The sequence below is a fragment of the Streptomyces sp. NRRL F-5755 genome (genome assembly GCF_001279365.1).
GTDB lineage: Bacteria > Actinomycetota > Actinomycetes > Streptomycetales > Streptomycetaceae > Streptomyces > Streptomyces rimosus.
Genome location: NZ_LGCW01000001.1, coordinates 22,466 through 43,417 on the forward strand (window position 1 = coordinate 22,466; position 20,952 = coordinate 43,417).

General features: G+C 73.4%; 15 protein-coding genes. 12 read left to right on the forward strand and 3 right to left on the reverse strand.

What is annotated here, in order from left to right; translation table 11 throughout:
- Window positions 1-132 precede the first annotated feature (132 nt).
- The 4 genes from recN to ADK86_RS00120 all read left to right on the forward strand — a co-directional run bounded on the left by recN (window position 133) and on the right by ADK86_RS00120 (window position 4,863).
- Window positions 133-1,860 carry a DNA repair protein RecN gene (gene recN, locus ADK86_RS00105; RefSeq protein ID WP_053694649.1) on the forward strand — a complete coding sequence of 576 codons (1,728 nt, stop codon included), beginning with the start codon at window positions 133-135 and terminating at the stop codon, window positions 1,858-1,860.
- A gap of 52 nt (window positions 1,861-1,912) precedes the next feature.
- Window positions 1,913-2,695 carry a hypothetical protein gene (locus tag ADK86_RS00110; RefSeq protein ID WP_053694754.1) on the forward strand — a complete coding sequence of 261 codons (783 nt, stop codon included), beginning with the start codon at window positions 1,913-1,915 and terminating at the stop codon, window positions 2,693-2,695.
- 263 nt (window positions 2,696-2,958) lie between these two features.
- Window positions 2,959-4,101: a glycosyltransferase family 4 protein gene (locus ADK86_RS00115; RefSeq protein ID WP_053694650.1), complete on the forward strand. Its 1,143-nt coding sequence runs from the start codon at window positions 2,959-2,961 to the stop codon at window positions 4,099-4,101.
- A 111-nt stretch (window positions 4,102-4,212) separates the two neighbouring features.
- Window positions 4,213-4,863: a LysE family translocator gene (locus ADK86_RS00120; protein WP_053694651.1), complete on the forward strand. Its 651-nt coding sequence runs from the start codon at window positions 4,213-4,215 to the stop codon at window positions 4,861-4,863.
- Between the two features lie 22 nt (window positions 4,864-4,885).
- Here the strand turns inward: ADK86_RS00120 and ADK86_RS00125 are convergent, their stop codons facing one another.
- Both ADK86_RS00125 and ADK86_RS00130 read right to left on the reverse strand, forming a co-directional pair.
- Complete coding sequence (locus ADK86_RS00125; protein WP_053694652.1) at window positions 4,886-6,511, reverse strand: PucR family transcriptional regulator; 1,626 nt, start codon at window positions 6,509-6,511, stop codon at window positions 4,886-4,888.
- A 438-nt stretch (window positions 6,512-6,949) separates the two neighbouring features.
- Window positions 6,950-7,987 (reverse strand): LacI family DNA-binding transcriptional regulator, encoded by a 1,038-nt coding sequence (locus ADK86_RS00130; protein WP_053694653.1) that lies wholly within the window; start codon window positions 7,985-7,987, stop codon window positions 6,950-6,952.
- Window positions 7,988-8,161: 174 nt separating this feature from the next.
- Here ADK86_RS00130 and ADK86_RS00135 point away from each other — a divergent pair, with 174 nt between their 5' ends.
- Both ADK86_RS00135 and ADK86_RS00140 read left to right on the forward strand, forming a co-directional pair.
- A complete protein-coding gene (locus tag ADK86_RS00135) occupies window positions 8,162-9,127 on the forward strand; it encodes a glycoside hydrolase family 16 protein (RefSeq protein WP_053694654.1) in 966 nt (321 codons plus the stop codon).
- On the forward strand, window positions 9,124-10,296 hold the full coding sequence (locus tag ADK86_RS00140) for a beta-1,3-glucanase family protein (protein WP_053694655.1): 1,173 nt from the start codon (window positions 9,124-9,126) through the stop codon (window positions 10,294-10,296). Before ADK86_RS00135 ends, ADK86_RS00140 begins: the two co-directional genes overlap by 4 nt.
- Window positions 10,297-10,357: 61 nt before the next feature.
- Here ADK86_RS00140 and ADK86_RS00145 read toward each other — a convergent pair whose 3' ends face one another.
- On the reverse strand, window positions 10,358-12,169 hold the full coding sequence (locus ADK86_RS00145; RefSeq protein ID WP_053694656.1) for a glycoside hydrolase family 15 protein: 1,812 nt from the start codon (window positions 12,167-12,169) through the stop codon (window positions 10,358-10,360).
- A 435-nt stretch (window positions 12,170-12,604) separates the two neighbouring features.
- On the opposite strand from ADK86_RS00145, the gene ADK86_RS00150 reads away from it, so the two are divergent.
- The 6 genes from ADK86_RS00150 to ADK86_RS00175 all read left to right on the forward strand — a co-directional run bounded on the left by ADK86_RS00150 (window position 12,605) and on the right by ADK86_RS00175 (window position 20,893).
- Window positions 12,605-14,284: a CTP synthase gene (locus tag ADK86_RS00150; RefSeq protein WP_053694657.1), complete on the forward strand. Its 1,680-nt coding sequence runs from the start codon at window positions 12,605-12,607 to the stop codon at window positions 14,282-14,284.
- A 138-nt stretch (window positions 14,285-14,422) separates the two neighbouring features.
- Complete coding sequence (locus ADK86_RS00155) at window positions 14,423-15,049, forward strand: NUDIX domain-containing protein (protein ID WP_030604276.1); 627 nt, start codon at window positions 14,423-14,425, stop codon at window positions 15,047-15,049.
- A gap of 253 nt (window positions 15,050-15,302) precedes the next feature.
- Window positions 15,303-17,513 (forward strand): tetratricopeptide repeat protein, encoded by a 2,211-nt coding sequence (locus ADK86_RS00160; protein ID WP_053694658.1) that lies wholly within the window; start codon window positions 15,303-15,305, stop codon window positions 17,511-17,513.
- 165 nt (window positions 17,514-17,678) lie between these two features.
- Window positions 17,679-18,794, forward strand: a complete 1,116-nt coding sequence (gene ald / locus ADK86_RS00165; RefSeq protein WP_030604282.1) for an alanine dehydrogenase — start codon at window positions 17,679-17,681, stop codon at window positions 18,792-18,794.
- Window positions 18,795-19,283: 489 nt separating this feature from the next.
- Complete coding sequence (locus ADK86_RS00170) at window positions 19,284-20,300, forward strand: ParA family protein (RefSeq protein ID WP_003987109.1); 1,017 nt, start codon at window positions 19,284-19,286, stop codon at window positions 20,298-20,300.
- A complete protein-coding gene (locus ADK86_RS00175; protein ID WP_063788901.1) occupies window positions 20,297-20,893 on the forward strand; it encodes a hypothetical protein in 597 nt (198 codons plus the stop codon). The genes ADK86_RS00170 and ADK86_RS00175 overlap by 4 nt, the downstream gene beginning before the upstream one ends.
- Window positions 20,894-20,952: the final 59 nt, after the last annotated feature.

The window sequence follows — 20,952 nt, forward strand, 5'->3', positions numbered from 1 at the left end:
GGCGGGGGCTCCACCATGAGGTATCCACCCGTTCCTGGGGTGGGGTTTTCCGCAGGACGCAGGGCCGGGGCGAGGGGCGGCCGTCGCGGGGCGGGCCCGGGACCTCGTAAGGTCGTATCCGTGTTGGAGGAGATGCGGATCAGGTCCCTGGGCGTCATTGACGATGCCGTCGTCGAGCTGTCGCCGGGTTTCACGGCGGTGACCGGCGAGACGGGCGCGGGCAAGACCATGGTCGTCACCAGCCTCGGGCTGCTGCTCGGCGGGCGCGCCGACCCCGCCCTGGTGCGGATCGGCGCCAAGTCGGCGGTCGTGGAGGGCCGCATAGCGGTCGGCCCCGCGGCACCGGCCGCGGTGCGCGCCGAGGAGGCGGGCGCCGAGCTGGACGACGGGACGCTGCTGATCAGCCGCACGGTCTCGGCCGAGGGCCGCTCGCGCGCGCACGTCGGCGGGCGTTCCGTACCGGTCGGACTGCTGGGGGAGTTGGCGGACGACCTGGTCGCCGTGCACGGCCAGACCGACCAGCAGGGGCTGCTGCGCCCGGCCCGCCAGCGGCAGGCCCTGGACCGTTACGCGGGCGACGCGGTGTCCCTGCCACTCGCCGAGTACACCGCCGCCTACCGCCGTCTGCGCGCCGTCACCGCCGAGCTGGACGAGCTGACCACCCGGGCCCGTGAGCGCGCGCAGGAGGCCGACCTGCTGCGCTTCGGCCTGGAGGAGATCGCCGCGGCCGGACCGCAGCCCGGCGAGGACACCGAGCTGGCCGCCGAGGCCGAACGGCTCGGCCACGCGGAGTCCCTGGCCTCCGCCGCCGCGGCCGCGCACGCCGCGCTGGCCGGCAACCCCGAGGACCTGGAGGCCGTGGACGCCACCACCCTGGTCGCGGGCGCGCACCGGGCGCTGGGCGCCGTACGCAGCCACGACCCGGCGCTGTCCGCGCTCACCGAGCGGCTGGGCGAGATCGGCATCCTGATGGCGGACGTGGCGGGCGAACTGGCCAGTTATGCGGACGGGCTGGACGCGGACCCCCTGCGGCTGGCGGCCGTGGAGGAGCGCCGCGCCGCCCTCACGCACCTGACGCGCAAGTACGGCGAGGACATCGCCGCCGTGCTGGCCTGGGCCGAGGAGGGCGCGGCCCGCCTCGCCGAACTGGACGGCGACGACGACCGGATCGGCGAGCTGACCGCCGAGCGGGACGAGCTGCGCGCGGAACTGGGCCGCCTGGCGCAGGCGTTGACGGACGCCCGCGAGGCGTCGGCGAAGCGATTCGCCGACGCGGTGACGGCCGAGCTGGCCGAGCTGGCCATGCCGCACGCCCGGGTGAGCGTACGGATCACCCAGACCGAGACCGCCGACGAGGACGACGGCATCGAGGTCGGCGGCCGTACGGTCGCCTTCGGCCCCACCGGCGCCGACGAGGTGGAACTCCTCCTCGCGCCGCACCCCGGCACCCCGCCCCGGCCGATCGCCAAGGGCGCCTCGGGCGGTGAACTCTCCCGCGTGATGCTCGCGGTGGAGGTCGTCTTCGCCGGTTCCGACCCGGTACCGACGTATCTGTTCGACGAGGTGGACGCGGGCGTCGGCGGCAAGGCGGCCGTGGAGGTCGGCCGCCGGCTGGCACGCCTGGCCCGGTCGGCGCAGGTCGTGGTGGTCACCCATCTCCCGCAGGTCGCCGCGTTCGCCGACCGCCAGCTGCTCGTGGAGAAGACCCACGACGGCTCGGTGACGCGCAGCGGCGTCACGGTCCTGGAGGGCGAGGAGCGGGTCCGCGAACTGTCCCGCATGCTCGCGGGCCAGGAGGACTCCGAGACCGCCCGGGCCCATGCGGAGGAACTCCTCGAAACCGCCCGTGCCGGACGCTGAACCGGCAGGGGAAACCATCCCCCTGACCGGTACCGGCCCTAGCCTGACGACCATGATCGCAATGCTGCCCAAGGCCCTTCCCCTCGGTACCGCCGCGGCCGTCACCCGTGCCGCGTACGGCCTGCTCCGGCGCCGGGCGCCCGGCGGGCGTGGACGCTGGGAGCGGACGAACTACGCAGGCCGCACGGTCGACCTGTACAGCGGCCCGGCCGTTGTGCTGGGCACCGCCGCCGCTGCCGTGACCGCGCCGGGGCTGCCCGCCCGTACGCGCGGCGCGGCGGCGCTGGCCGTCCTGGCGGCGGGCGGCTGCGGCCTGTACGACGACCTCGCCGGGGCGGGCGACCCGCGGCGCGGCTTCCGGGCGCATGTGTCGGCCCTGCGCGACGGGGAGTTGACCAGCGGTGCGGTGAAGCTGTTCGGCATCGGCGCGGCCGGGCTGGCCGCCGGGGCGCTGCTCAAGGACCGGCCGCTGGACAAGGTGCTGGCGGGAGTGGTGATCGCGGGCGCCGCGCACTTCGTGAACCTGGTGGACGTACGGCCGGGCCGGGCGCCCGCCGCCACGCTCGCCGCCGCGGCGCCGGGTCTGCTGCGCAGCGGACCGGCCGGGGCCCTGTCCGCCGCCCCGGCAGGGGCCGCGGCCGCGGTCCTCGCGGACGACCTGGGGGAGCGCATCATGATCGGCGACGCGGGCGCCCACGCGCTGGGCGCGGGCCTCGGCCTCGCCATCGCCGCCGGATACGGCCGTACGGGGCTGGCCGCGCACGCCGCCGCCCTGGTCGTGGCCGCCGCGGCCGGTGACCGGATCAGCCGGGCGGCGGGTGCCGCCGGCGCGTAACGGCCGGACCCCGCACCAGGTCACTGCCGCTGGGCCAGAGGAGTGGCCGGTTTGTCGCCCATATGGGTGGTCGCGTGAGTGTATGGGCGATGTGCGCCTTTGGAACGGCCCGTCGGCGGTGCCGCATTCACGGCCGGGGCTGGCATCCTGGGCCCAGCGTGTGCGGCGCACGGCCGCGCGCCGCCCCCCACGGGCCTCGCCCCGGGCGGCGGCGGGCCCCGCGGCGCCGCCCGACCTGCCACCGATCCTGGAGCCCCGCCCACGTGACCAGTACCCCGGCCCCGCCGCACGGACAGTCGCCGCTGCGCACGGTTCAGGTGCTGGGCCGCGGCGGCGCGGGCAGCGCCGCCCACGTCCGTTCGCTGGCCGCCGGGCTGGTGGCCCGTGGGGTCAGGGTGACGGTGTGCGCCCCGCCCGATACGGATGGCGCGTACGACTACACCGACGCGGGTGCCCGGTTCGTGCCCGTACCGCCGCGCGCCGACCCGGCGAGCGTCACCTCGCTGCGCGCCGCCTGCGGGGACGCCGACCTGGTGCACGCGCACGGCCTCCGGGCGGGCCTGCACGCGTCGTTGGCCCTCCAGGGCACGCGGGGCCGCCAGGTGCCCCTCGTGGTCACCTGGCACACCAAGGCACCCACGGACGGGCCGGGTGCCCGCCTCGTCCGCCTGCTGGAACGGCGCGTGGCGCGGGCCGCCGCGGTCGTCCTGGGCGCCTGCTCCGACTTGGTGGACCGGGCGCGCGAGCGCGGCGCCCGGGACGCGCGCCTGGCGCCCGTCGCCATTCCGGCGCCCCGTCCGGGCGGCCGCCCGCTCACCGCAGAGGACCGCCCGGCCCACAAGCTGCGTGCCGAACTGGGCGCCGTCGACCGCCCCTTGGTCCTCGTCGTCGGCCGCCTGGAGACGCATCAGGGACACGACCTGCTGCTGGACGCGGCGCACGCCTGGTGCGCCCTGGACCCGCAGCCGATGGTCGTGGTCGCGGGGGAGGGCGGGCTGCGGGCGTCGCTCCAGCGGCGTATCGACGTCGAGGGGCTGCCGGTACGCCTGCTGGGCCGCCGCGACGACGTGCCCGAACTCCTCGCCGCCGCCGACCTGCTGGTGCTGCCGAGCCGCTGGGAGGCCCGCTCGCTGATCGCCCAGGAGGCGCTGCGGGCCGGGGTCCCGCTGGTCGCCACCGATGTCGGCGGCACCCGCGAACTGGTCGGCCGCGCCGCCGAACTGGTCCCGTACGGAGACGCCGCCGCGCTGGCCCGTACGGTCCTCGGCCTGCTCGCCGACCCCGCCCGCCGGGACGCGCTCGCCGCGGCCGGACGCGCGCAGGCGGCGGGCTGGCCGACCGAGGATGCGACGGTCGCGCAGGTGTTGAGTGTGTATGACGAGTTGATGCAGCGGCGGGAGGGCTGAGTGCCCGCGAAAAACGGGGCGCCCCCGCAGGGCGGCGGTGGGTAGAGTCGCCCGGCACCGCGGGTGATCATCGGCCGCGGTCCGGTACATCCCGTACGACAGGAGGCCCCAGTGACCGCCGCTCTTCTCGGCTTCGCGCTCTTCGCCCTGCTGGTGTCGATGGCCCCCGGGCCGGACACCCTGCTGGTGTTGCGCAACTGCCTGCGCGGCGGCAGACGGGCCGGGGCGGCCTCCGCGCTCGGTTCCGCGGCGGGCTCGCTGGTCTGGGCGGCCACCGCGGCGGCCGGGCTGGCGGCGGCGCTGCAACGCTGGGACGCGGCCTTCATGGCCGTACGGCTGGTGGGTGCGGCCTACCTGGTGGTGCTGGGTGCGCAGGCTCTGTGGACGTACCGGAAGGCGGCCACGGGCGCGACGGAGGCGATGAGGGAGCACACCGGAGGCGACGCGGCGGCGCTCGGCCCGCTGCGCGCGTTCCGGCTGGGGCTCTTCGGCTGCCTGCTCAACCCGAAGGTCGGGATCTTCTTCGTCGCCGCCGTCCCCCAGTTCCTGCCGGAGGGGCACTCGGCGTTCGCGGTGACGCTCCTCTTCGGAGCGGTCGACGCCGTGATCGCGGGGACTTGGCTGCTGCTGGTCGCCGTGTGCGCCGGACGGCTGCTGGAGTGGCTGCGGCGGCCCAAGGTGCACCGCAACCTGGAGCGCGGCACCGGCGGCGTCCTGCTGGCGCTGGGCATCGGCACGGCGGCCGAGACGCTGCGGGCCTGAGCGGGCGCCTTACGGGACGCCCTCACCCCCGGTCCGTATGGCGCCGCGCCCGCAGCGCCAGCCGCAGCCCGAGGACCGTCTGCGGGTCGTCCAGGTCCGTGCCCAGCAGTTGGGCGATCCGGGCCAGCCGGTCGTAGAGCGTCTGCCGGTTGACGTTGAGGTCGCGGGCCGTCTCCGCCTTGCGCCCGGCGCTGGCCAGGTACGCCTCCAGCGTCGGCAGCAGCGGCTGGCGGGCGGACCGGTCGTGGAGCAGCAGCGGGCCGATGGCACGGTCCACGAAGTCCGTCAGCACGCCCTGTTCACCGTGTTCGCGCATCCGCCAGAGCAGCAGCTCGATGTCCAGCCGGCGCGCGTCGTACCAGGGCTGCTCCGGCAGGCCCTGCGCGGCGGCCGACGCCTCCGTCGCGTGCGCGAGCCCCGGGCCCGCCGCCGCCCAGTCGCCCGCCGCGCCGACCACGACCACCGGGCGCCGCGCCGCCGGGCGGTCGGCCCCGGCCCGTACGACACCTGCGCGCAGCGCCTCGGCGACCCGGTCGGCGACGGCCGTACGGTCCTGGCCCGCGCGCGGCGCCACGAGCAGCGGCACCCGGCCCTCCACCGGACGCACCCCGAGCAGGACGGGCACGCCCAGGGCGGACAGTTCCTCGCGCAGGGCGCGGGCCAGCACCGCCCAGCTGCCCGGCGCGGGCAGCTGTGAAGGCAGCCGCATGACCACGGGCACGATCGGTTCACCACCCGGCCGGAAGCCCAGCAGACGGGCCTGCGCCGGGGCCTCGCCCGCGGTGATCCGGCCCTCCGCCAGGTCGGCCAGGAAGTCGCCGCGTCCGCGCGCCGCCAGCATCTCTTCCTGCCGGGACTGGAGCATCACGACGGCGAGCAGGTCGGCCAGGCGTTCGGCGGCGATCCGGTGCACCGGCGCCACGGGCCCGTTGACGGGCAGCAGGACCAGCCGGGCCCGTACGGCGTCCGGGCCGGGCCCGCCACCGGGCACGTCCACCCGCAGGCCGGTCTCCCGCAGCCCCTCCCACGCCTGGAGGGGATCGGCGTCCGCGGCTCCGCCGTCGTCCGGGCCCGCCGCGTAAAGGGGGCTGCCATCGGGGGCCTCCAGGCAGAGCGGGTTGCCCGTGAAGGCGGCCAGCCGCCGCAGCACCTCGGGGGCGCCGCCGCCGCGCAGCAGCACGTCCGTACAGCTGCGCAGCAGCTCGTCGGCCTGGCGCAGCAGCAGGTAGTGGCTGTTGACCAGCTCGGTGTGGATCTCCTCGGTGACGACGACGTACGGCACCTCGCGGTGCAGCTGCACCAGGGGCAGGCCGCAGGCCCGCGCGCTGTCGACGACGGCGGACGGCAGCGCGTCGAAGCGGGAGCCCAGCTCCACCACGAGGGCGGCGATCTCGCGGTCGGCCAGCTCGCGGACGAAGGCACGCTGCTCGGAGGGACGGGCGCCCAGGCCGAGGCCGGTGGTCAGCAGCAGCTCACCGCCCTTGAGCAGCGAGGCGATGTGCGGCACCTCGCCCGCGTGCACCCAGCGCACGGCGCGGTCCAGGCGGTCCTCACCGGCCAGCACCTCGGGCAGCCCACGCCGCAGCGCGGGCAGCTCCAGCGCCCTGCGCACCGTGATCACCGCTTCGATCTTCGCTTCCGGCCCCATGGCGTCGAACGGTACCCGCAGCCCGCTATCCGGACGTACCGAGCCGCGGACGACCCGGCCGGCGCCCCGGGTCCCGCCCCGTCCCCCACCCCCGGTCTCCGGCTTACCCGGACTCCCGCACCACCAGCGTCGCCGCTGTGACCACCGGGGCTGGCTCGTCCCGTGCGGCTCCCGGCCCGGCTCCAGGCGGCGCAGCAGTAGCCGTGCCATCAGGCGGCCCTCGCCCCCGGTCTCCAGCTCACCCCGACTCCCGCACCACGAGTGTCGCCGCCGTGACCACCGGGGCCAGCTCGCCCCGCGAACCCCCGGGCCCGGCGCCAGGCGGCTGCCATCATCCGGCCCATCACCTCCACGTCCTGGCGCACAGTGATCAGCGGTGGGTCCGCTACCCGGACGTACCAAGCCGCGGACGGCCCGGCCCCCGCCCCCACCCCCAGCTCACCCCGACTCCCGCACCACCAGCGTCGCCGGAGTGACCACCGGAGCCAGCTCGGCCCGCGCAGCCCCCGGCCCCGGCGCCAGACGCCGCAGCAGCAGCCGTGCCATCAGCCGCCCCATCTCCTCCACGTCCTGGCGCACGGTGGTCAGCGGCGGGTCCGTCCACGCCGCGGGGTCCAGGTCGTCGTACCCGACCACGCCCACGTCCTCCGGCACCCGCCGTCCGTGCGCCCGCAGTGTCCGCAGGGCGCCGGAGGCCATCAGGTCGGAGCAGACGAAGACGCCGTCCAGGTCCGGGGCCGCGGCGAGCAGTTCGGCCATGGCGCGCTCGCCGCCCTGTGCGGTGAAGCCGCCGTCCGCGATCAGCCGGGGGTCGGCCGCGGCGGGGGCCAGGGCGTCGCGGTAGCCGTCCAGGCGGTCCTGGGCGGAGGTCTGGTCGAGCGGGCCGGTGATCACGGCGATCCGGCGGCGGCCGCGGGCGCGCAGATGGCGTACGGCCTGCCGGGCGCCGTCGCGGTTGTCGGTGTCCACGTACAGCGCGTCCTCGGCGCCCGCCCAGCCGGGGCGGCCGCCGTAGACCGTGGGCAGGCCGGACGCCTCGGCCATGGCGGGCAGCGGGTCGTCGCGGTGCAGCGAGAACATCAGCACGCCGTCGGCGTGCCCGGCGGACAGGTAGCGGCCGGTGCGCTCGTGGTCGGCGCGGGTCTCCTGGAGGAGGAGCAGCAGCTGGGTGTCGGCGGCGGACAGTTCCCGGCTGATGCCGCGCAGTTGGCGGCCGAAAAACGGGTCGGCGAAGACCCGGGTCTCCGGTTCGGCGATCACCACGGCGACCGCGCCGGTACGCCGGGTCACCAGTGAGCGGGCCGCGCTGTTCGGTACGTATCCCAGGTCGGTGACCGCGCGCCGGACCCGTTCGCGCACCTCACCGCGTACGCCGGCACCGCCGTTGACCACGCGTGAGACCGTGGCGCGCGAGACGCCGGCCCGGGCGGCGACGGCTTCCAGCGTCGGCCGCCGCCCATTTGATGCGTGCACCATTCAACCCCCGAAGTCGGAATCGGGCCAACTCCTGCGACGATGCCAAGCCTTGACGGCTCGCCGGGAAGTCGGCACTGTGTGCCCCTACACGGCGTGAGAGCGCTCTCAATCCTTTCAGGCCGCGTGCGTGAACGGAACTCCTCATCACCCCCACCCCGTCGAGGAGCACATGTCATGAACACGAAAATACCGACAGGGAGGCGGCTGCGGGCGAGAACCGCGGCAGTGCTCGGTTCGCTCGGCGCCGCCCTCGCCCTCGTCGTCGCCTGGCCCACCGCCCAGCCCACCGCCACGGCCGGCGAGCCGGCGGCCAAGTTCGCGGAAGTCTGGCGCACCGATTTCAACGGCCCGGCCGGCTCCCGCCCGTCGTCCGGTGACTGGATCACCGACACCGGCACCGGCTACCCGGGCGGCCCCGCCAACTGGGGCACCGGCGAACGCCAGACCTACACCGACCGCCCCGAGAACCTCCAACTCGACGGCGCCGGGCATCTGAAGATCACCGCCCTGAAGAAGAACGGCGCCTGGACCTCGGGCCGCATCGAGACCCGCCGCAGCGACTTCGCCGCCCCGGCCCGCGGCAAACTGCGCATCGAGGCGCGCATCAAGATGCCGGACGTCTCCGGCGACGCGGCCCTCGGCTACTGGCCGGCGTTCTGGACGCTCGGCGACAAGTTCCGCGGCAACTACTGGAACTGGCCGGGCATCGGCGAGTACGACATCATGGAGAACGTCAACGGGCACAACCGCGTCTGGGGCGTGCTGCACTGCGGCGTCAACCCCGGCGGCCCCTGCAACGAGTCGCAGGGCAAGGGCAATTCCCGCGTCTGCCCGGGCGCCTCCTGCCAGGCCGGTTTCCACACCTACGCCCTGGAACTGGACCGCACCGGCCCCACCGAATACCTGCACTGGTCCGTGGACGGGCAGCGCTTCCACACCGTCAGCTCCGCCGACATGGACGCCGGCACCTGGGCGAAGACCACCCACCACGGCCACTTCATCCTGCTCAACCTCGCGATGGGCGGCGCCTTCCCGGACGGCGTCGCGGGCCGCGCCACCCCCACCGACGCGACACGCCCCGGCGGCTCCCTGCTCGTCGACCACGTGTCCGTCTCCGTACAGCAAGGAGCCACCGCATGATCTCCCGTCGTACCCTGCTCGGCGGCCTCGCCGCGAGCGCCGCCGCCGGAGCGGGCGCAAGCGTCCTCCTGAACAGCACCGCCGGGGCCGCACCGGTCATCGGCGCGGCGGCGGCCGGACTGCCGCTGCATGTCGTCAACCGGACCGGCCGTTACGCCAACAACGCCATCTGGATCTACATCGTCGGCAACACCGGTGGCCAGCAGGTACGGGTCACCGCGAACGGCGACATCAAGCCCATCGCCCTGTCGGACAACCGCCCGGACGGCTTCACCGACTACGGCATACCGCTCGCCGCGAACGGCGACACCACCCTGCGCATCCCGCGGATGTCCGGCCGCATCTACGCGTCGCTCGGCAGCAAGCTCAAGTTCAAGGCCGTAAAGGACGGCAACGGCCGGCCCGCGCTGGCCTACCCGGCCGGCTGGGTGTCCGGCGACCCCAACTACCAGATCGTGCACGACTGCGCGGAGTTCACGTACGACCAGGCCGGCATGCACTGCAACACCACGGCCGTCGACATGTTCAGCGTCCCGATGTCCATCCGCCTCGTCGGCGCCCGGGACCAGACGGCCGGGGCGCTCAAGGCCGGTGCCCGCTCCCGCATCTTCTCCGAGATCGGCCGCACGCCGGGCTTCGGCAAGCTCGTCGTCGGCGACAAGCGCGTCATCGCTCCCAGCCACGGCCTGGACGCCGGGCTGTTCGACGGGAACTACTTCGCGTCGTACATCGACCGCTCCTGGAACGCCTACACGTCCAAGGACCTGAAGGTCACCACCAACAGGGGCACCTTCACCGGCCGGGTCAGCGGCAACCAGTTCACCTTCCGCGGCCCCGCCCAGTTCTCCATCGCCAAGCCCTCCACCCGCGATGTGCTCTTCTGCCACGGCGCCCTGCAAGCCCCCAACGACGGACTGCGCGGCCCGGTCGCCGCGGTGCTCGGCGCCGCCCTCAACCGCGCCACCCTCGCCGACCACGCGGCCCAGCCCACCACCAACCCGGGCACCTTCTACAAGGGCCGGCTCGCCAACCACTACGCGCGCGTACTGCACGAGCAGTCCGCCGACGGCAAGGCGTACGGCTTCGCCTTCGACGACGTGGGCAACTTCGCCTCGTACATCGAGGACGGCGCCCCGCGCGAGATGACGCTCACGCTGACGGCGTTCTGACCGGCGCGAATACGCGAAGAGGGGTCACGGCCGGTGCCGTGACCCCTCGTCCGTGCGCCGGCTACCCCCCGTACGCCCCACTGGCCGTCAGCCGCAGCGCCGTGTCGATCAGCGGAACGTGGCTGAACGCCTGCGGGAAGTTGCCCACCTGCCGCTGGAGGCGGGAGTCCCACTCCTCGGCCAGCAGACCCAGGTCGTTGCGGAGCGAGAGCAGCTTCTCGAAGAGGATGCGTGCCTCCTCGACGCGGCCGATCATCGCCAGGTCGTCGGCCAGCCAGAACGAGCACGCCAGGAACGCGCCCTCGTCGCCCTCCAGGCCGTCCACGCCCGCGTCCTCGCCCGAGGTCGGGTAGCGCAGGACGAAGCCGTCCTCGGTGCCCAGCTCCCGCTGGATGGCCTCGATGGTGCCGATCACCCGCTTGTCGTCCGGCGGCAGGAAGCCCATCTGCGGGATCAGCAGCAGCGAGGCGTCCAGCTCCTTGGAGCCGTAGGACTGGGTGAAGGTGTTGCGCTCCGGGTCGTAGCCCTTCTCGCACACCTCGCGGTGGATCGTGTCGCGCAGCCGCCTCCAGCGGTCCAGCGGGCCGTCCACGTCACCGGACTCGATCAGCTTGATCGTGCGGTCCACCGCGACCCAGGTCATCACCTTGGAGTGCACGAAGTGCCGGCGCGGCCCGCGCACCTCCCAGATGCCCTCGTCCGGCTCGTCCCAGTGCTTCTCCACCCACTGGATCAGCTTCAGCTGGAGCAGCGAGGCGTAGTCGTTGCGGGCCAGGCCGGTGTTGTGCGCCAGGTGCAGCGCCTCGGTGACCTCGCCGTACACGTCGAGCTGGAGCTGTCCGGCGGCGCCGTTGCCGACCCGGACCGGCCGCGAGTCCTCGTACCCGGTCAGCCAGGTCAGCTCGTTCTCGCCGAGCTCCCGCTCGCCCGCGATCCCGTACATGATCTGAAGGTTCTCCGGGTCGCCGGCCACCGCGCGCAGCAGCCACTCGCGCCAGGCGCGGGCCTCTTCCCGGTAGCCGGTGCGCAGCAGCGAGGACAGGGTGATCGCCGCGTCGCGCAGCCAGGTGAAACGGTAGTCCCAGTTGCGCGAGCCGCCGATGTCCTCGGGCAGCGAGGTGGTGGGCGCGGCGACGATGCCGCCGGTCGGCGCGTACGTGAGCGCCTTGAGCGTGATCAGCGAGCGCACCACCGCGTCCCGGTACGGGCCGTGGTACGTGCAGTGGTCCACCCACTCGCGCCAGAAGTCCTCGGTCGCCTCCAGCGCCGCCTCCGGCTCCGGCACGTGCGGCGGGCGGCTGTGCGAGGGCTGCCAGCTGATCGTGAAGGCGATCCGCTCGCCGGGCCCGACGGTGAAGTCCGCGTACGTCGTCAGGTCCTTGCCGTACGTCTCGGCGTCCGTGTCCAGCCACACCGAGTCGGGCCCGGCGACCGCGACGGTGCGCTCGTCCACCTTGTGCACCCACGGCACCACCCAGCCGTACGAGAACCGCATGCGCAGCGCCGAGCGCATCGGCACCCGCCCGCTGACGCCCTCGACGATACGGATCAGCTGCGGCGTCGCGTCCTCGCGCGGCGGCATGAAGTCGATCACCCGCACCGTGCCGCGCGGGGTGTCCCACTCGGACTCCAGGACGAGCGAGTCGCCCCGGTAGCGGCGGCGGTCGGCGGGCACCGGCGCGCCGTCGGGGCCGTGCGCGGGCCCCATCCGCCAGAAGCCGTTCTCTTCCGTGCCCAGCAGTCCTGCGAAGACCGCGGGTGAGTCGAAGCGGGGCAGGCACAGCCAATCCACCGTGCCGTCCCGGCACACAAGAGCGGCGGTCTGCATATCGCCGATGAGTGCGTAGTCCTCGATGCGCCCGGCCACGTGCATCTCCCGTCGAACTGGAGTGACGCCCCCCATGGGACGTGTGATCTTGTCCGTCCTGCCCATGAAACTCCGCCGAGCAGCGAGTCCGGAAATCGGGCGGGGGTGGTGCCTTGCCGGACGGCCCTAGCGAGTGTCCGAGCAGGATACGACGGAGGACAGTGATCCGCTTGCCGCTGCGGGAGAACGGCACTGCGCCGAACGGGTGGCCTCGGTCACGTGGGGCGCCGTGAACCCCGCGGTGAGCGGCGCGGCCCGTGCGCCGCGAGCGTCGCCGGGCGCGACCATGCCCGGTCGCTGATAGCCTGGTACCCCGTGGACCGGTGGGCCCGGCGCAAGTCACACGGCACCCCCGACCGCAGCGAAGGCACCCCTGACCAGCGCAGGGCGCGGCCGACTCGCACCTCTTCACCACGCGACCACGGGAGCCCCCTCTTGGCCATGCCGCCCAAATCCACGACGACCAAGCACCTCTTCGTCACCGGGGGCGTCGCCTCCTCGCTCGGCAAGGGCCTGACCGCCTCCAGCCTGGGTGCGCTGCTCAAGGCGCGGGGCCTTCGGGTCACCATGCAGAAGCTCGACCCGTACCTGAACGTCGACCCCGGCACGATGAACCCGTTCCAGCACGGTGAGGTGTTCGTCACCAACGACGGCGCCGAGACCGACCTGGACATCGGCCACTACGAGCGCTTCCTGGACGTCGACCTCGACGGCTCCGCGAACGTCACCACCGGCCAGGTCTACAACACCGTGATCGCCAAGGAGCGGCGCGGCGAGTACCTGGGCGACACCGTGCAGGTCATCCCGCACATCACCAACGAGATCAAGCACCGCATCCGCCGGCTGGCCCACGAGGACGTCGACGTCGTCATCACCGAGGTCGGCGGCACCGTCGGCGACATCGAGTCGCTGCCGTTCCTGGAGACCGTCCGCCAGGTCCGCCACGAGGTCGGCCGGGACAACGTCTTCGTCGTGCACATCTCGCTGCTGCCCTACATCGGCCCCTCCGGTGAGCTGAAGACCAAGCCGACCCAGCACTCGGTCGCGGCGCTGCGCAACATCGGCATCCAGCCGGACGCCATCGTGCTGCGCGCCGACCGCGAGGTGCCCACCGCCATCAAGCGCAAGATCTCGCTGATGTGCGACGTGGACGAGGCCGCCGTCATCGCCTGCCCGGACGCCCCCTCCATCTACGACATCCCCAAGGTCGTGCACGCCGAGGGCCTGGACGCCTACGTCGTGCGCAAGCTCGACCTGCCGTTCCGCGACGTGGACTGGACCGTGTGGGCCGACCTGCTGGACCGGGTGCACAACCCGGACCACGAGGTGAAGGTCGCGCTGGTCGGCAAGTACATCGACCTGCCCGACGCCTACCTGTCGGTCACCGAGGCGCTGCGCGCCGGCGGCTTCGCCAACAAGGCCCGCGTGAAGATCAAGTGGGTCACCTCCGACGACTGCAAGACCCCGGCCGGCGCCAAGCAGCAGCTCGCCGACTGCGACGCGGTCTGCATCCCCGGCGGCTTCGGCGACCGCGGCGTGGACGGCAAGGTCGGCGCCATCACCTACGCCCGCGAGAACAAGCTGCCGCTGCTGGGCCTGTGCCTGGGCCTGCAGTGCGTGGTCATCGAGGCGGCCCGCAACCTGGCCGGCATCGAGGGCGCGAACTCCACCGAGTTCGACCCGGCCGCCGCCGACCCGGTCATCTCCACCATGGCCGAGCAGATGGACATCGTCGCCGGCGAGGGCGACATGGGCGGCACCATGCGGCTGGGCATGTACCCGGCCAAGCTGGCCGAGGGCTCGATCGTGCGCGAGGTCTACGACGACCAGCCGTACGTCGAGGAGCGCCACCGCCACCGCTACGAGGTCAACAACGCCTACCGCGGCGAGCTGGAGAAGAAGGCCGGTCTGCTGTTCTCCGGCACCTCCCCGGACAACAAGCTGGTCGAGTACGTCGAGTACCCGCGCGAGGTGCACCCCTACCTGGTCGCCACCCAGGCGCACCCGGAGCTGCGCTCCCGCCCGACCCGCCCGCACCCGCTCTTCGCCGGCCTGGTGAAGGCGGCCGTCGAGCGCAAGACCGGCGCCGCCGCCGGCAAGAAGGGCGCCGCCACGGCGTGACCCAAGGGCGATCGGCCCTCCCACCTGCGGACGGGCACGGATGAGCCGATCGCCGGCGGGTACCGTTGACCGGGGTACGTGGTCCGATTACGGGCCGGGTACCCCGGTCGACTGCTTTGCGGAAGGACATCCACGTACATGGCCATCCAGGACACCCCGGAAGCGTGGCGGGTCACCTCGACCGCGACGCCCTTCACCGGCAAGAAGACCAGCATGCGCACGGACCGGGTCGTCATGCCGGACGGCTCCACCGTCTCCCGCGACTACCAGGTCCACCCCGGCTCGGTGGCCGTCGTCGCGCTCGACGAGGAGGACCGGGTGCTGGTCCTGCGCCAGTACCGCCACCCCGTCCGCCACAAGCTCTGGGAGATCCCCGCCGGGCTGCTGGACGTCCCCGGCGAGCACCCGCTGCGCGCGGTCCAGCGCGAGCTGTACGAGGAAGCGCATGTCAAGGCCGAGGACTGGCGGGTGCTGACCGACGTCTACACCACCCCCGGGGGCTGCGACGAGGCCGTACGGATCTTCCTGGCCCGCGATCTGTCCGAGGTCGAGGGCGAGCGCTTCGAGGCGTCCGAGGAAGAGGCCGACATGGAGCTGGCGCGGGTCCCGGTCGCCGACCTGGTCCGCGGCGCGCTCGCCGGCGAACTGCACAACAACTGCCTGGTGGTCGGGGTGCTCGCGCTGGCCGCCGCCCGCGCGGGGGAGGGCCTGGACGCCCTGCGCCCGGCCGACGCGCCGTGGCCGGCCCGCCCGTTCGAGGCATAGTCCGGAACAGACGCCCGGGGCCGGACGCACGCTCGGGGCCCGCCGCTCCCACCCGTCCGCACCCCCGCGGTCCGATCATGATCTGATCCGGACGGGTGACCCCACCGCCGTGCTCCACCCGGCGCGTGACGGGTCGTGAACTACGCTCGACAGCGTTCCCGTTGGCGACCGCGGCGGGCTCGGCAGAGCCTGTGTCCAAAACCCGGTCGGGGTTCAGGCACAGACTCTTCGCGCAGGTGGACGGGAGCGACCCGTGACGGATCAGGCGGTGGGCGGGGGACACGTCCCGCCGGGGAAGGCGGGCGGGCCCGCGACGGCGGCACGGCAGCGGCCGGGACCGGACGCGGACGGCGCGGCCGCTGACGACGGCGCGCGCGCCGCCGCCGGCCGCCCCGGCACCCGCCGCCCGCCCACCCGCCGGACCGTGCCGCCCGCCGCCACCGCGCCCGGCGGCTTCGTCGGCCGCCGCCGCGAACTGAAGGCCCTGCGCGCCGACATCGCCCGTACCGGCCTGGACACCCTCTCCGGCCGCCGGGGCGCCCGCAGCCGCGTCCTGCTGATCGCCGGGCGGCCCGGTTCCGGACGCAGCGCCCTCGCCGCCGAACTGGCCCGGCAACTCGCCGACGATTACCCCGACGGCGTACTGCGCGCCGCGCTGACCAACCCCGGCGGCGGCCCCGTCCCCCTCGACCTCGTCGCCCGCGACCTGCTCACCGAACTCGGCGCCCCGGTCCAGCCCGGCGCCGCCGAGGACGAACTGACCGAGGCACTGCGCGCGGCCCTCGCCGAGCGCCGCGCGCTGCTCCTGCTGGACGACGCGGCCGGTGCCGAGCAGGTCGAGCCGCTGCTGCCGGACGCCGCCGGCTGCCTCGTCGTCGCGGTCTCCGAAGGCCCGCTCACCGGCATCACGGACGTCCGGCCGTGCACCCTGGGCGGCCTGGACAACGCGTCCGCCGTTGCCCTGCTCAGCCGATACGCCGGCCCCACCCGCATCACCGTCGACCCGCGCTCCGCCGACGCCGTCGCCGAGGAGTGCGGCGGCCGTCCCGCCGCGCTGGTGCTGGCGGGCGGCTGGCTCGCCGAACGGCCCAAGTCCTCCGTCGCCGACCTGCTCCAGGCGCTGCGCGAGGTGCCGGAACAGGCCGGCGAACCGACCGGCGGCCGTCCCCTGGCCCGCGCGTTCCGCCTCGTCTACGACTCCCTGTCGCCGGTCGCCGCCCGTACGCTACGGCTGCTCAGCCTCGCCCCGGCCGGTCTGGCGGACGCGCATATCGCCTCCGCCCTGGCCGGCTGCTCGGTCGCCGCCGCCGAAGCGGCCCTGCGGGACTTCGCGGCCCGGGGCCTGATGCGGCCGGTTCAGGAGGACGGGGCGGAAGCCGCGGAGCCCGACCCGCGCGGGCACGGCTCCGGGTACGCCGGGAGCGCCGGACTCCAGGCGCAGTACGCGATGCCCGGCTGCCTGGCGCCGCTCGTGCGCGCCGCGCTCGACGCGAAGGAACGGCCCGCCGAGATCCAGCTCGCCCGTGCGCGGATGCTGGAGCGCACCGTACGGCTGCTCCAGTCCTGCCGGGCGCTCGGGGAGCCCGCCGGATCACCGGCCCGGCAGAAGGTCGCCGGACTGCCGCGCTCGCTGCGCTTCGCCTCCGCCGCGTCCGCCGCCGCCTGGCTGCGCAGCCGCCGGCCCGCCCTTCTGGAGGCGGCCCGGATCGCCGTCGAGGAAGGCGAGCTGGACACCCTGGACCGGCGGCTGATGGCCGCCATCGTCCGTACGCTCATCGCCCACCAGGGCGCCGAGGCCGCCGCCCCCGATCTCTACGGGCTGCACGGGCTGGTCCTGGAGGTCGCCGAGCGGCGCGGGCTGGCGCGGGAACAGGCCGCCGCGCTGCTCAACCTCGGCGACCTCGACGCGCAGGCCGGGCGGACCACGGACGCGATGGCCCGCTACCGGGGCGCGCTCAGCGCGGCGCGCGAGGTCAGGGACCCCATCGCGACCGTACGGGCACTGGAATCGCTGGGCGGCACCTACACGGAGCTGGGGGACTGGCAGCGGGCCGCCGACTGGTACGGGCGCGCGCTGGAGCTGCGGCTGACCCGCGGCGAGAACGCGGACGGGGCGCGGCTGCACGGCCGCATCGGCGCGGTGCACACCTACGCGGCCCGGTGGGGCGCGGCACTCAAGGAATGGCGGGCCGCCTACGGGGCGTACCGGCGGCTCGGGGATGTGGCGGGCCAGGCACGCGCGCTGGGGGAGGTCGCGCGGGTGCAGGAGTACGCGGGACGGCCCGAGGAATCGCTGCGGACCTGCACCGCGGCCCTGTCCCTGGCCGCGGAGGCCCGGGACGGCCGCCTGGAGGCGGCCCTCCAGCTGCGGATCGCGGACACCCTCGACCGGCTCGGCGACCCGGCCGCCGCCCGGCTGCATCGGGCCATAGGGGAACGTCTCCTCTCAGATCACCCACAGTGACCTACGAAATCGGTGGTGCTCCTCTCAGTAATGGATGCTTTGCAAGGCTAGACAACAGAGAATCCTTAAATAGACTGGCCAGGCCGCGGACACCGCGGTCAGTCCCGGCATGCCTCGCATGCATGGATTTTTCCTGCAAGCTCTCTTACAAGGACCGTGATCGACGTGAAGGTCGGCATCCCCCGCGAGGTCAAGAACAACGAGTTCCGGGTGGCGATCACGCCTGCCGGTGTGCACGAGCTGGTCCGCAACGGCCACCAGGTCTTCATCGAGAAGGACGCCGGCCTCGGCTCCGCCATCCCGAACGAGGAGTACGTCTCGGCCGGCGCCGAGATCCTCGGCACCGCCGACGAGGTCTGGGCCACCGCCGACCTGCTCCTGAAGGTCAAGGAGCCGATCGCGGAGGAGTACCACCGCCTCCGCAAGGACCAGACGCTCTTCACCTACCTGCACCTGGCCGCCTCCCGCGAGTGCACCGACGCCCTCCTGGAGTCCGGCACCACCGCCATCGCCTACGAGACGGTGGAGACCGCGGGCCGCCAGCTGCCGCTGCTCGCCCCGATGTCCGAGGTCGCGGGCCGTATCGCCCCGCAGGTCGGCGCGTACCACCTGATGCGCCAGGCCGGCGGCCGCGGTGTGCTGCCGGGCGGTGTGCCGGGCGTGGCCGCCGGCAAGGCCGTCGTCATCGGCGGCGGCGTCTCCGGCTGGAACGCCGTGCAGATCGCCGTGGGCCTCGGCTTCCACGTCACCCTGCTCGACAAGGACATCAACAAGCTGCGCGAGGCGGACCGGATCTTCGGCACCAAGGTGCAGACGATCGTCTCCAACGCCTACGAGCTGGAGAAGGCCGTCGTCGAGGCCGACCTCGTCGTGGGCGCGGTGCTCATCCCGGGCGCCAAGGCCCCGAAGCTGGTCACCAACGAGCTGGTCGCCAAGATGAAGCCCGGAAGTGTCCTTGTCGACATCGCCATCGACCAGGGCGGCTGCTTCGAGGACTCCCGTCCCACCACCCACGCCGAGCCGACCTTCCAGGTCCACAACTCGGTCTTCTACTGCGTGGCCAACATGCCCGGCGCGGTGCCCAGCACCTCCACCTACGCGCTGACCAACGCCACGCTGCCGTACATCGTGTCGCTGGCCAACAACGGCTGGGTCGAGGCGCTGCGCCGCGACGCCGCCCTCGCCAAGGGCCTGAACACCCACGACGGCAAGGTCGTCTACGGTCCGGTCGCCGAGGCGCACGGCCTGGAGGCCACCGACCTGACCACGCTCCTCGGCTGAGACGTCAATAGCGCGCGTCAATGACGCACTGCCGGCCGGGCCTTGTCCTCAAGGCCCGGCCGCGGCCGTTCGCCGACACGCCGCACGCCCGAAACCGCACGGGCGGTCCTCAACTCGCCGAGAACGTAACCGTTTAACCGATTCGCACACCCTCGAAACCTTGCGCTGATACCGCTTGCACCCTTGACATCGGCATGTTCGATTGCCGACACATCGGGCCGGGTCCGGCGGATTGTGTTGCTGCGAACGCCCGACACGCCATAGAGTCGCCAACCGTCGGCATAGTGCCACGCTGACCTATCGATAAGTTTCCTGGTCACATCCAAGGAGGTAAGACGACTTGTGAATGAGTCGACATTTACTCCCGGAGGTGGTCGACCAGGAGCGGTTGCACGGGGCCAGGGTCCCTCGGGGCTCCAGGCTGTCGGCTCCGTCGCTGTCCACACCTTCGCGACCCAACAGAGCACCACGACGACAGCCCACCAGAGCATGGACGGCCATCACGTGAACGCCATGGCCGGCGACCGGGGCGGCTCCGAACCCACCCGGCTCGCCGACTACGACGACCTGCCCGAGGGGCACTTCTACGACCCGGACGCGGAGTACGAGCCGGACCCCGAATACGCGGCCACGCTCGCGCCGGACGCCGCCCGGCAGCGCCGCGAGCGCGTCGGCCCCACGGGACGCCCGCTTCCCTACTTCCCGATTCCAGGACCGTTGACGGACCACGGACCCGCCAAAATCATCGCGATGTGCAACCAGAAAGGCGGGGTGGGAAAGACCACCTCGACCATCAATCTGGGCGCCGCACTCGCCGAATACGGACGACGGGTCCTGCTCGTCGACTTCGACCCCCAGGGCGCGCTGTCCGTCGGGCTCGGCGTCAACCCGATGGAACTCGACCTGACGGTCTACAACCTGCTCATGGAGCGGGGCATGTCGGCCGACGAGGTGCTGCTGAAGACCGCGGTCCCGAACATGGACCTGCTCCCCAGCAATATCGATTTGTCAGCCGCCGAGGTGCAGCTGGTCAGCGAGGTCGCACGCGAGTCGACCCTCCAGCGTGCGCTGAAGCCGCTGATGGCCGACTACGACTACATCGTCATCGACTGTCAGCCGTCCCTCGGCCTGCTGACCGTCAATGCGCTGACGGCCGCTCACAAGGTCATCGTCCCGCTGGAATGCGAGTTCTTCGCCCTGCGCGGTGTGGCGCTGCTCACCGAGACGATCGAGAAGGTCCAGGAACGGCTCAACCCCGACCTGGAACTCGACGGCATCCTGGCGACCATGTACGACTCGCGGACCGTACACAGCCGAGAGGTCCTGGCGCGCGTCGTCGAAGCCTTCGACAACCACGTCTACCACACCGTCATCGGCCGTACGGTGCGCTTCCCCGAGACCACCGTCGCGGGTGAACCCATCACCACGTACGCGTCCAACTCCGTCGGTGCCGCCGCCTACCGTCAACTGGCCAGGGAGGTGCTCGCCCGGTGTCACGCCGAGTGAGTCTGCCCGGAGCCGACGAATTGTTCCGCACGACCGGGGGGTCGGGGCTGCAGTCCCCGACGCCCCGCAAGACCAGTGGGCCGGCCGCGGCCGGGGGCGGTCCTGGGGCCGCCGTCAACGGGGATGCGCCGCGGGTGCCTGCGCCGGGCGGGCCCGTGGGGCCCGCGGAGACCACGGAGCCCTCGGAACCCTCGCGGGTCGAGGAAACGAACCCGCGGCGGGGTGAGCCGGATGGTTCGGCGCCGGCCGAGCACGGTGGCCGCGGTGCGGAGGCGGCTGCCCCGAAGGGGCGCCGCCGGCAGGAATCCGCGTCCGCCGACGCGGCCGATGGCGGTGCGGTGCCGGCTCGGCGCCGGGGGCGTGGTGCGAACCGTCGTCCCAGTGGGCGTGAGCGGCACGACGAGAAGATCACGGTGTACGTGTCCGCCGAGGAGCTGATGGACCTGGAGCATGCCCGCCTCGTTCTTCGTGGTGAGCATGGGCTTGCGGTCGATCGTGGGCGGATCGTTCGGGAGGCGGTGGCCGTGGTGCTGGCGGATCTGGAGTCTCGGGGGGATGCGAGTATTTTGGTGCGGCGGTTGCGGGGCCGCTGATCGCGGCGAAGCCGCGGGTTTTGGGGGGCCTGGCCCGCGCTTCGCGCGGATACGCATTG